Source organism: Aquibium microcysteis, from assembly GCF_014495845.1.
Taxonomy (GTDB): domain Bacteria; phylum Pseudomonadota; class Alphaproteobacteria; order Rhizobiales; family Rhizobiaceae; genus Aquibium; species Aquibium microcysteis.
Map to the genome: position 1 here is coordinate 1,544,192 of NZ_CP061080.1, position 15,044 is coordinate 1,559,235.

Genomic DNA, 15,044 nt, shown 5'->3' on the forward strand with positions numbered 1-15,044 from the left:
CGCTCCTTTCCCAGCGACGCGCGGCTTCAATGCGACCTGATCGCCTGTGCCGGATCGATGCGGGTCGCCTCGCGCGAGGCCGCGAGCGAGGCGATGCAGGATCCGACCAGCACGAAGGCGCCCGACAGGACGAAATGCGCGACGTAGAGCTTCGACAGCTGCCCGTCGAAGCCGAGCTGCGGTCCGATGACGGAGTTGAGGAAGCCCGAAACCATGAGGTAGACCACGACCGAACCGGCGACGCCGAGCGCGCCGACGATGACGGCCTGCGTGACCGGGATCAGGAAGACGCTCCGCTTCTGCATGCCGATCAGACGCATGGTGGCGTAGTCGACGCGCTTGCGCTGCACGTTTGCGAAGAAGCTCGACGACAGGATCGCGAAGCCGCCGGCCAGCGCCACGCTGGCGACCACGAGGATCAGGGTGTCGAGACTGCGCTCCAGCTGCTGCAGCTTGCGGATCTCGTCGGACTTGGCGCGCACGGTCATGCCCATCTGCTGGAAACGGTCGACGATGCCGGGCACCGCGTCGATGGTTGCAGCGACCAGACGGAAGCCGCGGAAGCCGGCGGACTGCTCCACGATGTTGCTGTTGGCGGCGTCGAAGGCGAGCGGGACGCTCTCGCCGCGCCGGACCATGCCGAGCAGGGCGGGGCTGGCCACCACGGCGTCCACGTCGAGAAAGCCCGCGACGCGGACCACGATGGTGAAGGCCTTGCTGCTCCAGCCGGCCGGCGGCACGATCTCCAGATCGACCGTCGCCGGCCGTCCCGCCCCTTCCCATGCGGGCCGGGCGTCCCCGGGCAGGTAGACGGCATTGTTGAGCATGTAGGGCGCGCCGTTGCGAATGGCCCAGCCTGCGCCTCCGCCGACGCCCGGAAAGAGCCGCGGGTCGAGGCCGGACAGTTCCGTGGCGGTGCCGAGCAGGCGCACCGACACCGGCGCGCCGATGCCGATGACGGCCGCCCGCGTGTTGGCGAGCACCGCCATCGCCTCGTCCACGTCGCCGCCCGAATAGGAGCGTCCTGCATTCTCCAGCACGTAGAACCTGCGGCCGTCAGGCGGACCGGCGAGCGGGACCGCCACGGTGCCGGCCAGCGCGGCGGCCTCCTGCGCGCTCACCTGCGTGAGCGCGGTCGCACCGACGCGGATGCGCAGGTCTGACAGGACGGTGTCGCCGATGTCCTGCTCGGCTGCGACGACAAGCTTCTGGAAGACCTGTCGGGGCGGCAGGGCGACGCCCTTCCAGCCGCGCTCCGGCACGGCAATGCCGGCGCGGTAGCTCTCGACCTGCCGGTCGAGCGCCGGATCGGCGAGGATGGTCGGCTGCGGCAGCAACTGGCCCGGAACGATGCCGGCCACCGTCACCGGCACTTCCACGGTCTGCCGCTTGTCGCGCTCGATGCGGCTGACCCTCAGCACCATCGAGGCTCCGATGCCGATCTTCGACTTCTCCGCGATGTCGGACGACACGACGACCGCGTCGCCCGACGGCGGGCGCCCGTCGAGCCGCTCGAACAGCGGGTCGCTCGGACCCGAAGGCCAGAGCCGTGCCTCCTCGCGGCTCCGGCTCCCCTCGACGACATAGTCGACCTCGCGCGGCACCAGCATCACCGACGGCGCCACGAAGGCGACGTCCGGCCAGCCGGCGAGCTCTGCGAAGAAGCTCTCCTGCCGCAGATCCGGATCCTGCGGACGCACCTCGCGGAAGCTCGGATCCTGGATGAACTCCTCGCGGAGCCGGTCGATGAAGCCGACCTTGACCGAGGCGAGCAGGAGGATCGGCGCCACCACGGCCACCACCGACAGGATCAGGCAGAGCGTGATGAGCTTTTCGTTGACGAGGTCGCGCCAGGCCACGAAGCCGACGCTGCGATGCACGCTGCCTTCCCGCGCCGCGCCGCTCATACCGCCACCCCCTGGCGCACGACCGTGCGCGAGGCCTGCGGACCCACCGTCTCGGGGCGCAGCGTGATGATCTCGTCGGCGAAGCTGCGGACGAGGTCGAGATCGTGCGAGACCATGATGACGGTCACCCCCCGCGACTGCGCCAGGCGCTTCAGCTCGCCCACGATGGTGGCGGCGAGGTTCTCGTCCACCGCCGCGGTCGGCTCGTCGGCGAGCACGATCTGCGGACCGAGCGTCAACGCGCGCAGGATGCTGACGCGCTGGCGCTGACCGCCCGACAGTTCGGACGGTTTCTTGTCCAGCTGCGCGGTCATGTCGACGAGCTCGATGAGCCGGCGCGTGGCCTCGTGATCCGGCTGCCGCCCCGCCAGCATGAAGGGCAGTTCGAGGTTCTCGCGCACCGTGAGGAAAGAGAAAAGACCGCCGGACTGCAGGATGTAGCCGAAGTTGCGCAGCCGCACGCGGCTGATCTCGCGGTCGTCGCCCTTGCGCACGATGGCGGCGAGATCCAGCACCTCGCCGTCCGCGACGAGACTGTAGGCGCCGACGGTCGTGGGGCTCGACACCATCGCGAGCAGATCGAGCATGGAACTCTTGCCGCTGCCACTGCGGCCCACGAGCGCATAGAAGCGGCCGCGCCGGAAGGACAGGCTCGGCACCTGCAGCTCGAAGCGCGCGCCGCCGCTCTCCAGCACCTTCGTGAGCGCCTCGATGCGCAGCACCGCCGCGTCGTCCGCGTCGACCGTCCGCACGGCCTGGCTCACGGCAGGTTCGCCAGGTCGAGCATGTAGACGCGCTCCTCGGCGGTGTCCTCCGAGTTCAGGCTGGCCCAGGCGTCCGGCCGGTTCAGCACGTCGTCGTAGAGCTCGGCCAGGCTCTTCAGCCGTTCCTCGAAGCGGGTGCGGTCGGCCGGCGACGACTGGCGGAACTCGTCGAGCGTCAGGGCGAGGATCTCGCTCTTGTAGGGCAGCGACTGGATCCAGCGGGGAACGACGCTCATCAGCTGGCTGGTCGGCTGGTTGCGCAGCTGCGCCGTGATGTCGAGGGCCTGCGACGTCGAACTGGTCTGCACCGCTCCGAAGAAGTCGGCAGTGCTCGTCTGATTGTCCTTCACGGCTTCGAGCAGCTCGTTCAGCGTGCTCATCAGCCCCTGCAGCTCGCCCTTGCGGACCATCACCTTGATCTCGAAGGCGCGCTTCTCGAAATCGGTCAGGTCGCGGTCGACCACCCAGGCGGTGATGTTGGAGGGGGGCGTCGCGTTTGAACCGATGTACTCGACGAAAGCCGCGCGGACGGCGCCCAGGATCGCGGCTGAGGTGCTATCGCTTCCCGCGCTGTCGCTGGAGATGCTGGTGAAGCGGCCGGCGCTCATGAAGTCGATGACCTTGCCGATCGTGTTGCGCAGGCTTTCCTCGAGTTCGGTCTCGCCGCCGCCGATCACCGCGAAGGCGATGTTGGATTCGCCGTCGCCGGCCGCCATGGCCTCGAATTGCGGCTTGGCCTTCGGATAGTCCGACGAGCCCTCGCCGCCGACGTAGATCGAGGCGATGTAGACCTGCTCCTGGTCGGCCAGTGCCCGCACCGCCTGTTCGCTGAGGCCCGTGGTGTTCTTCTCGTGGCCGAGCGGGTGCGAGCTCGCGTCGCCGATGAGCACGATGGTGCGCGCGGATTGCGCGGACCAGTTGGAGGCGATGGCCGTCTGGACGCCCGCGAACACCTCCTCCTCGTGGTCGCCGCTGCCGACGGTCGCCACCTGCACCACACCGGAGCCGAGAAGATCGCGGAACTCGGCGGCCGGCAGCAGGTCGGGCGTGAAATTCTTGGCGGCCCATTCGATGCCGGGGCTCTGCTCGGGGGAATCGCGGTAGCCCACGAGGCCGAACTTCAGCGCCGAAGGATCGGCGAGCTTCTGCGACAGCGCCTGGGACGCCTCGCGCATCGCCGATTCGACCGCCTTGATGTAGGGGTCCATCGACACCGTCATGTCGATCACGAAGACCACGTCGGCCGCGATCGAACTGACGCCGCCGCCGGTCTGCTCGCGGAAGCAGTCGGAGGAACCGGCTTGGCGGATGTCGCAGGCGTCGACCTGCTGGGAGCGCGCCTGCGCGGTCAGGGCGGCGGTCTGCAGGGCGCGCATGTCGCCGCTGGGCGAAAGCGCGCTCAGATCCTCGAACTGCAGGATCGGCAGCAGGTAGAACTGCTGGTTGATGTCGACCCAGGCGCTCGGCTCGCGCGAGATGACGCCCGGGGGGGGCGTACCGGCGGCGATGTCGGCGTAGAGCTTGTCGCCGGCGATCGTTCCGCTGTCGATCTCCTCCAGCGCGATGTCGAGCGATTCCTGGTTCTCGAACATCAGCACCGGCTTGCGTTCCGAGACGCCGGGGTTGACGTAGGCCAGTGCGAGCGCCTGCTTCCACATCACCACGTCCTCGGCCCGCATGTAGCCCAGGATGTCACGCGTGTTGCGGCCGACGACGAACCAGCCCTCGGCGGTGAAGTTCGCCTGGTCGTACTTCACGTCGAACATCTCGAAGGCGAAGAGCGCCTCGAAGGCCGGCAGGTTCGCCTCGCTCTGATGGCTGTTGACGTCCATCTCGGTGTAGATGTTCGACTGCGGCTTGGTCAGCAGCCGCAGCGGCAGACCGGTCGTCGTGACGATGCAGAATTCCTCGGGAGCGCGGCAGTCGACGTCGGCGTCCTGCGCGGAGGCCGGCGCGGCCAGCAGGACCGGGAGCAGGCACGCGAGGGTGCGGAAAAGGTCGGCGGGCGTTCGCAACATCATCTGTAGGTCCTGACTTTCATGATCCGCTGGGGACAGGCGCCGACCACCGCCGCCTGGAGCGCCGGCAGCAGGCCCTGTTCCATGGAGTAGATGCGGTCCGGCGCGAAACGGGCGGTCTCGCCCTTCTTCGCCTTCACGCCGAAATCACCGAACGGAACCTGCTGGTAGCAGAACTCCCGCTTGGGGATGCACCAGTAGGCACGGTCGTCGACGCTGCCGGCGACGGTGGACGCGTCGAGCGGATCGCCGCTGGCGCCGTAGTAATTGTTGGAGGCGATCATCTCCTGGCGCATGATCGCGCCCGTGTCCCCGTCGCTGACGACGCCGACGGATCCCAGGATGAAGTTCCCGTCGGCCTCGCATGTCGTCCGCTCGACGGCAAAGACGGTGTCGCCCGGCTTGACCGTCCGCGCCGCCGCGAGGTCGATCCAGGGATAGTCGTTCTGCGTCCACACGGCGGGTGTGCCGTCCGCGCGGTCGACAGCGACGATGCGTCCGGGAACGTCGCGGGACCGGGCGGCCTGCGCCGGTGCGCCGACGCCCGCGGGAACCTCGTCGGCGGCGATGAAGATGCGCCGCTCGACGTGCAGCACCGGCGTTCCCTGGTTGAGACGCCCCTTTGACGCCTTCGAGAAGAAGGGCGCGTGAAAGGCCACGAGGCCGGCACGTTCGAAGGAGCAGTCCCGCGCCTCGCGCAGCAGCGCGCCGGGCGCGGCATCCGCCATCGCGTCCTGGAGTTCCAGAAGCAGTTCCTCCTCCGGCCAGTGATAGAGGAAGAGGTGGTCGTCGAAGACGCGCAGATAGGTCGTGTCGCCGACGCGGCGCTCTTCCGGTGCGGCGGCGGGATAGCGCAGGATCTTCATGCGCAGGAAGGCGGCGCGGGTGGCCTCCGGCAGCTGTTCGGCCGGGGCGGCGGCGATTTCGGTCACGTCGAGGTCGTCGGCGAGATTGACGTCGCAGGACAGCGGCTGGTCGGCATCGAGGAAGGCACTGGTGCTGCGGCCGGTTTCGGCGGCGCCGGCAGGCGCTGCGACGAGCGCCGCCCAGGCCGCGAGGCACGCCACCCACTGTCGCCGCATTCCGACTACCCCACCCGATCCCGGAGTTCCCCTGCGGCAAGATCGACGTTTCCGCAAGGGGATGTCAAGGCCGGACCGCACCCGGCATCGGTCGAGGATGACGGTGACAGAGCAAAAAGACATGTTTTTCTGTCTGGAGCGCAATATTGTGCAACAAAGGCAACGCTCGATACTTTAGACCGGTGACATCTACTTTCGCGCGAAAGCAACGAAGCCGGCCCGCGTGCCCGGTTCACGAAGGGAGGTGCGATCGATGTCGATTAACCTCCGGCTCGACCGAGGCGAGCGTCCCGCTCAGCCGACGTCCCAGACGACGGCGTCGCGCTGCGGGCGCCTCGCCAGGATCCTCGACGCGGCACTCGCCCCCGACGTCCGGCGCCGGGAATTCGCTTCGTCGAAACCGAGCGAAACGCCGCCGCACACCCAGGAGGTGTAGCCGCCGTCGCGGTAGACCAGGCTCTTGCCCGGGAGGGTGTCCCAGAGCTTGACCGGCTGCACGACATAGGCGTCGAGATGTTCGCGGACCGGAAACCGCACGGCCTCCAGCACGCCGTGCCGGACGATGATGCGCGCGAGCGCGAAATGGCGGAAGATGTTGTGCATGTCGCGCCAGATCGGCTCGGCGCGGTAGGTGTCCTCCATGCGCTCGGTCCAGGCGCAGGTGAAGGCGCGCGTCATCGGGTTGACGGCGCCCGACGCCGCAAGTCCGTCATGCGTCAGCTTCTCGTCCTCGTCCTGGAGCACCACCTGCGCGGTCTCCAGGAAGCCGGCATCGGCGGCGGGCGTTACCTGGTAGTCGAAGCGGCCCGGCGCGAACCAGAATCGCGTGTTGGTGGGTCCCAGCGTCTCGCCGCGCTTGCGGGCGATCTTCGAATAGGTCCGGGAGACCTCGGTGTGCGAGGGGAACGGCGAGTCGATGGGCAGTTTCATGGTCCCCTGCCCCACCTGCTTCATCCGGTAGTCGGCATCGACCAGCACGTAGGCGACGCGGGTGTGCCGCGGCATGCCGTCGACGCGCACCTTCTGCGGCGAAGCGCAGACCTCTTCGACGCGACGGTCGAAATCCGGATCGTCGGCATCGATCGCCCGCAGCCGCCGGTAGACTTCGGGATCGGGATCGATCGAGATGCCCGGCGCAAGATTGTAGCCCGGCTCGCCCGGCTTGCCGATGTAGCGGCCCATGGCCGCACGCATCGCGATGACGAAATCGTCGAGGAACAGCGGCGGAGCATCGGGTTCCTTCTGGCCCCACAGCACGACGTCCTTCGTGGCGGGATCCGCGACGAAGCCGTCGAGACGGGTCATGCCGCCGAAGCGCCTGATCCGCGAGCAGCGGGCACGCGAGAAGGTCTTCGACGTCGACTTGCACTCGTGCAGGGAGGCGATCAGCTGCCCGAGCGACACGGCGACCTGCGGGTCGGCGTCGAAGCGCGACGGCTCGAAGCCGCAGACCGGCTCCCCGGCCCGCACGATCCGGCTGCCCCAGGGCAGCGCCGCCGTCGCCAGCGCGGCCCCGCCCGTTCCCAGCAGTCGCCGTCTCGAAATCTCCGTCATGCCGTACGAGGACCGTGTCGTGATGATGCCGCACCCGGGGGGTGCGGCGATCTAACCACGGGCGGCGTGCGCGACAAAGCGATTTTCGAGCGCGGAAGGGTCGGCCTGCCCGCCTGGCGGCAACCGAACCGGTGCGGGCTGTGCATCGGCCGGGATACCGGCGGGCTGCTGACGCGCCTCGTCCCGGAACTGATCCGATGGACGCGGGCGGCGTCGTCGCGGCCGTGGCGCTTTCGGCGGAAAGGGGGTTTCGACGAAGCGGCCGGTCGCGCCGTCGAACGCGATCTCGGTCAGGTATCCTCTCCGGCTGCAGATCGTGCGATGCGGACCCATGAGGACGTCGGCCTCCGTTGGTGAAGCGTCCGACGAGAATGACCCATTCCGCCGGCACCGGTCCTGAAAGTCGGACGAAATTTCTCCGAATTCCGCGGACGTCGGGCTCGAATGTTCACCCCTCGAGCCCGAGCAGCGGACCGAACCTCCCGCAGAGGGTGGCGAGTTCGGGAGACAGAGCCGCAGCAGACCGGGCCGCCGGCGCCATGCCGCGGTCGGCCGCCAGGGCGCGCAGCCGGGCGACAACCGCCCGCGCCCCCTCCAGGTCGCCGCATCCGGCGAGGATCAGGGCGGCCGGTGCGAGGACGGTGGCGAAATTCTCCGGGTGAGCCGCGGACGCGCGCGCCCAATCCGCCGCGGCCGCCGCGCGGCCCAGACGGAACTCGGCATGGGCGAGCGCCAGCTGGGCGGAGTAGAGGGCGGGTTCGAGGGGGCTGAGCGCGAGGAGGAGGTCGATGTGCTCGAGGCCCCGCAAGGGCTCGCCGTACAGCGCGTGGGCGAGACCGATCTCGAAATGGCCGTGCGCGAAGCACGGGCTGAGGGCGACCGCCCGTTCGGCATGGCGCAGGCAGGCAGGCTGGTCGCCCTCGAGCCCGAGCGCCCGCCCGTAGGACCAGAGCGTGTAGGGATCCTCGTCGTCGGCCTCCATTCCCGCCTCGGCCGTGCGGCGGGCGGCGGCGACGTCGGCCGCCAGGTCGGACGAGAGGCCGGAGAAGGCCAGCACCCAGTGACACACCGACTGGCCCGCATGGGCCCGGGCGAAATGCGGCGCAAGCCGGGTCGCGGCGCGGAAATGATCGAGAGCGGCGCCGATGCGCGCGGGATCGTTGCTGTAGACCCCCGCGAGCCCGGCGTGGAAATGCTCCCAGGCGCCGAGCGATTCCTCGGGAAGCGCGAGCGCGCGGCGCGTCTCCGCGAGGCTGATCTGGCGCTGGACCGCATTGGCGATCCGGTCTGTCAGCGCCCCGATCAGCCCGGCATAGGCGTGCAGGTCCTCCACGAACTCGCCCGTCCACAGGATCCCCGCGCCGTCGGCCTCGACGATCTCCACGACCAGCCGCAGGCGGCCGTCGCGGACCGCCGCCGTTCCCGTGACCACGTGGAGGACGCCCAGCGCCCGGCCGACGGCGCGCGGATCGGCATGGAGCTGGCGCAGCGCGAAGGCGCTGCCGCGGGCGATGACGTGGAAGCCGCGCATGCAGGCGAGCCGGCCGATGACGTCATGGGCGAGCCCGTCGACAAGCAGCAGGTCGCCCGGATGGCCCGGCCCGGCCAGGGCGAAGGGAAGGACGGCGATGCCGTCCCGGCGCAGGCGCGGCACCGCAGCGACGCCGGCTTCCGCTTCACCCGCCGGCCGCCGCCCCGTTGCGGCGGAGAGGCCGGCCGACGCAGACGTCGGGGCCGCGGAGGCGGACTGCACGCCGTCGAACACGTAGCCGCGCCGCGGAAGCGTACGCAGCAGCGTTCGCCCTTCGCGGGCAAGGGCCTGCCGGATGTCGTGGATGCACTGCGTCAGCGAATCCTCGGTCACGATCACCCGGGGCCAGACCGTCTGGACCAGTTCCTCCCGCGACACCACCCGACCGGCATGACGCACCAGATGGGCGAGAACCTCGAAGGATTTCGGCCGCAGCAGGACCTCCTCCCCGGCGCAGAAAAGCCGGCCGAGCTGCAGGTCCACGACGACTTCCCCGAAGCGGAACCGAAGGTCCGAAGGATCGTTCACGTCCCCTCTCCCATGTCCTCTCGTCCTTCGCGCCGCTTCCGCGGGACGCGACGTCCATCCTGCCTGTCCGGCGTGCCGAGACGCGGTCGGACACGCCTGGACGCCGGCGGCCCGCGATCCCTCGCATTCTGGACGGGGTTCGGGAGGGCGGTCTGTGCGATTGGTCACTCGCCGCAGCAAGCGAATGCTCGTTTCCCGACAAATGCCCAGACGCCCTGCCGCCTCCGCGACGAAGGATTGTGCCGGAACACGATCGCGTTTTCCGGTTGCAGCCGGGTGCCGCGTCTCCCGGGTGCTTCCGCGACCGGCACGACGCGCAGACCGGACACGGTGGCCACCGGCCCTGCCGGATCCGGCCGCTCCTCGCGCCGATTGGCGGAGGATGACCGTCGGCCACGCGGTCGGCATGATCACGGTGGCCGGGGGCCCGGACGCGACGAGGGGTCGAAGCAGCGCGCCGTTGGCTCAGGCCGAGAGCGGCGCGAAGAGATCCTGTAGCGTCGCCTCGTCCAGGAGGTCGTCGGTCGCGCCGCCATCGTCATCGAACAGCGCATCGGCCAGGGCCTGCTTGCGGGCCTGCATGTCGAGGATCTTCTCCTCGACGGTGCCCGCCGCGACCAGCCGGTGCACGAAGACGGGCTTCGTCTGCCCAATCCGGTGCGTCCGGTCCATCGCCTGCCGCTCCACCGCCGGGTTCCACCACGGATCGTAGAGGATCACCGTGTCGGCTTCGGTCAGGGTGAGGCCGACGCCGCCCGCCTTGAGGCTGAGGAGGAAGACCGGGGCGTCGCCCTGCGCGAAGGCGTCGAGCACCTCGGCGCGATTTGTCGTACTGCCGGTCAGGGACAGGCTTCCGATGCCCGCCTCGGCCAGATCGGCCTCGATCAGGCGCAGCATCTCGACGAATTGCGAGAACACCAGCACGCGGCGCCCCTCGGCGACCAGTTCGCCGAGCAGGTCGAGAAGCCGCGTGCGTTTGGCGCTGTCGGAGACGGCCCTCGCGGCCGTGGTCTTCACCAGAGCGGGGTCGCAGCAGACCTGGCGCAGCTTCAGCAGCGCATCCAGAACCGTGATCCGCGCGCCGGCGAGGCCGCGCGCGGCGATGGCTTCGCGCACGCGGGCGTCCATGGCGCTGCGCACGGTCTCGTAGAGCAACTGCTGCGCCTTCGGCAGGTCGACGCGCTCGAGGATTTCCGTCTTCGGCGGCAGTTCGGAGGCCACCTCCTCCTTCGTGCGGCGCAGGAGGAAGGGCCGCAGTCGGCGCCGCAGTCGGGCCTGCGCGGCGGCGTCGCCGTGCTTCTCGATCGGCGTTCGAAACAGCGTCTGGAAGCGCTTGCGGTCGCCGAGCAGGCCGGGATTGATCCAGTCGAACAGCGTCCAGAGATCCTGCAGCGAATTCTCGAGCGGTGTCCCGGTGAGCGCCAGGCGCCCCTGGGCCGGGATCTCGCGCAGGGTCTTGGCCATCTGCGAGGCCGGGTTCTTCAGAACCTGCGCCTCGTCGAGGATGACCAGCGGCCAGTCCCGGGCGGTCAGCCAGTCCCGGTCGCGCGACAGCAGCGGGTAGGTCGTGACGACGAGATCGGCCGTCAGCGCCTTCTCGCGCATGGCCGCACGGGCCGTGCCGTGCAGGACCGCGAGCCGCAGCCCCGGCGTGAACTGCGCGGCCTGCGCCTGCCATCCGTGCAGCAGGCTGGTGGGCACGATCAGCAGGGCCGGCCCGTCGCCGCCGGCGTTGCGCCGCGCCTGCAGCAGCGCCAGCGTCTGCACCGTCTTGCCGAGCCCCATGTCGTCGGCCAGCACGCCGCCGAAGCCCAGTTCGAGGAGGCGGCTCATCCAGGCGACGCCGTAGGCCTGATAGCCGCGCAGCGTCGCGTCGAGCCCGCAGGCTGCGGGCCAGCGGCAGGATCCCGGCCTTGTCGGAGAAGCGGACGGAGCTGCCCGCCAGCGCCTCCTCTGCGAGTCGGGCGACGCCGGCATCGGAGGGATGCAGCGCGCCCAGTTCGGCGTGGTGGGCGAGCACGAGGTGGAACAGCCGCGCCAGCGGGCTGAGGTCCACCGCGAGGAATCCCTGCCGGCCGCGGTCCAGATAGATCGGGCGGCGCGCCAGATGCCCGGCGAGCGTCGCCTCGTCCGGGACGGATTCCCAGGCGCCGCGCATCTGCTGCAGGAACGCGGCGATAAACGGCGCCACGTCCACCGGCCGGCCGCCGACCTCGACCTGGAACCCCAGCGAGAACCAGTCGGCGCCCTGGAACGCCTCGCCCGATTCGGCGCGCGTCTCGACCGACAGCGACGCCTTTTCCGCGCTCGCGCGGTAGGGCCATTTCGGCGTCTCGACGATGTCCCAACCCTCGGCGCGCAGGCCCGGCACGACGCGGAAGGCGAAGTCGATCGCGGACTGGAGGTCGGACGGTTCTTGCGATTCCGGATTGAATTCTCCGTCGGCGAAGACGAAATCGCACTTCGTCATGGCCGCGCTCGGCCGGTGGAACTCGAGGTCGCGGACCTGCATGGCGCCCGCCTCGATCAGCCGCCCGGCGCAGGCCTCCTCCCAGCCCCGATCCCGCCCGATCGTCACGATCTCGCCGTCGACGACCATGCGCGGCTCGGGATCGTCCGCGCCGACCTCCTCCCCGTCATAGACGTAGCGCAGGACGAGCGTCGGCAGTTGCACCGAATCGGACCAGTAGCGCTCCCCCACGCGTGCAGTTTCGGCGCCGAGGACGAGCCGGACGAGACGGCGGGTCGCGACCTTCCGGGTTCGCCGCACCCTGCCGGGGGGCGGCAGGGACAGGCCGGCGAGCCTGTCCGGCAGGGCTTCGGCGACCGCCTTCACCTCGTCCGGAGCGATCTCGGGGGCTATGTCGACGAGCCTGAGCGCGTCGTCGGCCAGGGCAACCTCCATCGCACCGATCAGTCCCTTCTCCCGGTCGATCCAGAGCGTGGCGCCGGGCAGCCCGCGCATATCGAGCGGCCGGCCGTCGGCATCCTGGAAGCCCAGCCTCTGGCCGCCCCGCTCCGACAGGCGCCAGGCGAGCCGGGGCTCGATACGCGTATTGGACCAGGACAGCACCGCCTCCGGCGCATCGGCATGCAGGAACCGGCCGGTCTCGCAGAGCCGGCGCAGCAGCGCGAAGGCGTTCTCCCCCCGCGGCCGAAAAAGGTCGGGCAGACCCGTGCCGTAGTAGGGCTCCCAGATCCGCGCCTGCGCAAGCCCGGCCAGGAGTTCCAGGTCCGTCGCCCGGACGAAGCCCGCGGGGGCGCCGCCGCGCAGCGAATTGAGGATGTCGTAGCGCCGGATGCCATTGTTGAGCGCGGTTCCCGCGGCGTTGAGGCGCGCCTTGCAGAGGTCGATTTTCAGCTGCGGGCCGTTCGGCGACAGCACGAAGACCAGACGCTCCTTCACCTTGGCCGGATAGGCATCGGAAGACGGCGGGGGCGGCGCGGGCGGGGTCTCCGAACGCTCCCGGACCTGCGTGAGCCAGCCGAGCACCGGCCCGGCGAGCGCCGGTGCCTTCCCCTGGCGACCGGCGATCGAGACGAGGACCGCCGCGACGTGCTTGCAGTTGAAGCCGACGGGGCACGTGCAGTCGCCCGCGAGGGTGTCATTCCCGAAGCGGATCGTCTGCCGGTAGCGGTCCCGTCGCCCGTTCGAAACCAGGCTGCGGATCGTGCCGTCCTCGTTCGCCGAAACGGAGAGGACGAGACCGCGCTGCGCGTACTCTTCCCCCCTGATCAGGGTGGCGTGATCGAAGTGGTCGCCGAGCCGAATCTGCATGATGTCCAACTGCCGCTGCCGCCGACGAACGGGCGTCTTCCGCCAGGCCGACGCACGCGCACCCCGCCGCCCCCGATCCATGCCCCGTCGGGGGGCGAGGTCAAGGGGTCGGGGCGGATCGGGTCGACCCGTCCACAGGGGGCGGCAGGATCCGGCGACCGATCCCCTCCTCCCTGCAGCGCTTCGACAGGTTCGACGGAGGAGCGAACCGTCCGACCCACCCTTCGGCGTCGGATGCCCTCGCTTCGAACGTCCCGGCGGCGCGCGCCGGGCCCGTCGCCGGGCGCCGTCAAGGCAGGATTTCGGTAGCCTCGGCCGACGGAGGCGAACAGGTTCACTCGCCGGCCAGCCGCAGCGGCAGCGCTGCGGGGCTTGCGGATCCGGCGCGAAGCTTCCGGTAGAGCAGCCCGTCATAGCTGCCGTGATGCGAACCGGGTTTCGGCAGCGGCAGCAGCTTCAGCCCCGGATACGGGGTAACGATGACCGCGACGAACCACGACACGATCAGGGCGATCCCGACGACCCGGAAGATGTTTCCCGCATACTCGCCGCTGGTGGACCGGGCGAGCCCCACCGGCAGGAAGCCCGCCGCCTCGCCGGCTGGCCGCCGCCGATGTCGAAGACGGCTTTACACCGTCGGAAAACAACTTATGAGAGCGTCGTCCGGGGGCGGACGGAAGCTGGCCGAGCGGGGATGGCGAAGTGACGTCCATGAACGGGGGGGACCGGGGCAGAGTCCTGGTGACGGGAGGCGCCGGCTATATCGGTGCGCATGCATGCAAGGCCCTGGCGCGCGCCGGCTACCTGCCCGTCGCCTTCGACGATCTCAGCCAGGGCCACGTGGCGGCTGTCCGATGGGGGCCTCTCGAGCGGGGCGACATCCTCGACCGCGGCCGGCTCGACGAGGTCATGTCCCGTTACGGACCCTCCGCCGTCCTGCACTTCGCCGCGGTCGCCGACGTGGCGGAATCGGTGGCGGATCCCGGCCGCTACCACCGCATCAATGCCGCGGGCTCGCTGAACCTCCTGGAGGCGGCGAGGGATCATGGCGTTGGGCGGTTCGTGCTGTCGAGCACCTGCGCCACCTACGGCACGCCGGACCGCCTGCCGATCGACGAGGACATGCCGCAGCGTCCGATCAATCCCTATGGCGCCTCCAAGCTTTCGGCCGAGCGCATGACGGCGGATTTCTGCGCGGCCCACGGGATGCGCGCCTTCGCGCTCCGATACTTCAACGCCGCCGGGGCGGACCCGGACGGCGAGATCGGCGAGGATCACGCGCCGGAGACGCACCTCATTCCGCTTCTGCTCGCGGCCGCCGCCGGCGGAGCGGACCTGCGCATCAACGGCATGGATTTCGATACCCCGGACGGAACATGCATCCGCGACTACGTGCATGTGAGCGACCTCGCCGCCGCGCATGTGGCGGCGCTGATGCGTCTGGAGGAAGGCCATCCCGGTGGTGCCCTCAATCTCGGTCGCGGCGAGGGAGCGTCGATCCTGGAGGTCGTCCGCGCGGTCGAGCGCATCACGGGCACCCGCGTTCCCTTCGTCGTCGGCCCGCGGCGCGCGGGCGATCCGGCGGCCCTGGTGAGCGACGCCTCCCGCGCCCGCGTGGCGCTGGGCTGGAAGCCGGAATTCCCCGATCTCGACGAGATCGTGCGGACGGCATGGGCCTGGCACAGGCGCGCCGCCGCGCCGGCCGGCGCCGGTTGACGATGCCCTCGCCGGGTCGCTGGGCTGCGGGTGGGTCGCCGACCACCGCCCGGCACCCGGAGCCGCCGCTCCTCCCGTTCGCGGACCGCCTGGACCGGCCTGTCCGCGGAATGGCCCGACGATGCGGGACGAACTGGGCCTGGACAGAGTGCCTCGCCCTGCCGGA

8 protein-coding genes and 2 pseudogenes are annotated in these 15,044 nt (G+C 70.1%); 1 reads left to right on the forward strand and 9 read right to left on the reverse strand.

The genetic code is table 11. The features are described from left to right. Window positions 1-26 precede the first annotated feature (26 nt). The 9 genes and pseudogenes from IAI54_RS07075 to IAI54_RS07115 all read right to left on the reverse strand — a co-directional run. Entirely contained in the window at window positions 27-1,880 is a 1,854-nt protein-coding gene (locus IAI54_RS07075) for an ABC transporter permease (protein WP_187971673.1), read from the reverse strand. Window positions 1,881-1,903: 23 nt separating this feature from the next. Further along, a complete protein-coding gene (locus IAI54_RS07080) occupies window positions 1,904-2,671 on the reverse strand; it encodes an ABC transporter ATP-binding protein (RefSeq protein ID WP_187971674.1) in 768 nt (255 codons plus the stop codon). Beyond that, window positions 2,668-4,692 (reverse strand): VWA domain-containing protein, encoded by a 2,025-nt coding sequence (locus tag IAI54_RS07085; protein WP_187971675.1) that lies wholly within the window; start codon window positions 4,690-4,692, stop codon window positions 2,668-2,670. The genes IAI54_RS07080 and IAI54_RS07085 overlap by 4 nt, the downstream gene beginning before the upstream one ends. Further along, window positions 4,689-5,771, reverse strand: a complete 1,083-nt coding sequence (locus IAI54_RS07090) for a hypothetical protein (RefSeq protein WP_187971676.1) — start codon at window positions 5,769-5,771, stop codon at window positions 4,689-4,691. Before IAI54_RS07090 ends, IAI54_RS07085 begins: the two co-directional genes overlap by 4 nt. A 294-nt stretch (window positions 5,772-6,065) precedes the next feature. Next, window positions 6,066-7,325, reverse strand: a complete 1,260-nt coding sequence (locus IAI54_RS07095) for a DUF1598 domain-containing protein (protein ID WP_187971677.1) — start codon at window positions 7,323-7,325, stop codon at window positions 6,066-6,068. A 448-nt stretch (window positions 7,326-7,773) separates the two neighbouring features. After that, window positions 7,774-9,384, reverse strand: coding sequence for a winged helix-turn-helix domain-containing protein (locus IAI54_RS07100; RefSeq protein WP_187971678.1), 1,611 nt, complete (start codon window positions 9,382-9,384; stop codon window positions 7,774-7,776). A 465-nt stretch (window positions 9,385-9,849) separates the two neighbouring features. Next, the gene (locus IAI54_RS07105) at window positions 9,850-11,217 is read right to left on the reverse strand and encodes a DEAD/DEAH box helicase (protein WP_187971679.1); all 1,368 of its coding nucleotides are present in this window, start codon (window positions 11,215-11,217) and stop codon (window positions 9,850-9,852) included. 1,729 nt (window positions 11,218-12,946) lie between these two features. After that, window positions 12,947-13,576 (reverse strand): annotated as a pseudogene (locus IAI54_RS29270) (SWIM zinc finger family protein); the annotation flags it as partial. After that, window positions 13,548-13,748, reverse strand: a pseudogene (locus tag IAI54_RS07115) (hypothetical protein); the annotation flags it as partial. The pseudogenes IAI54_RS07115 and IAI54_RS29270, both read right to left, overlap by 29 nt. A 125-nt stretch (window positions 13,749-13,873) precedes the next feature. Between IAI54_RS07115 and galE the strand changes: the two are divergent. Then, complete coding sequence (gene galE / locus IAI54_RS07120) at window positions 13,874-14,878, forward strand: UDP-glucose 4-epimerase GalE (RefSeq protein WP_187971680.1); 1,005 nt, start codon at window positions 13,874-13,876, stop codon at window positions 14,876-14,878. Window positions 14,879-15,044 lie beyond the last annotated feature (166 nt).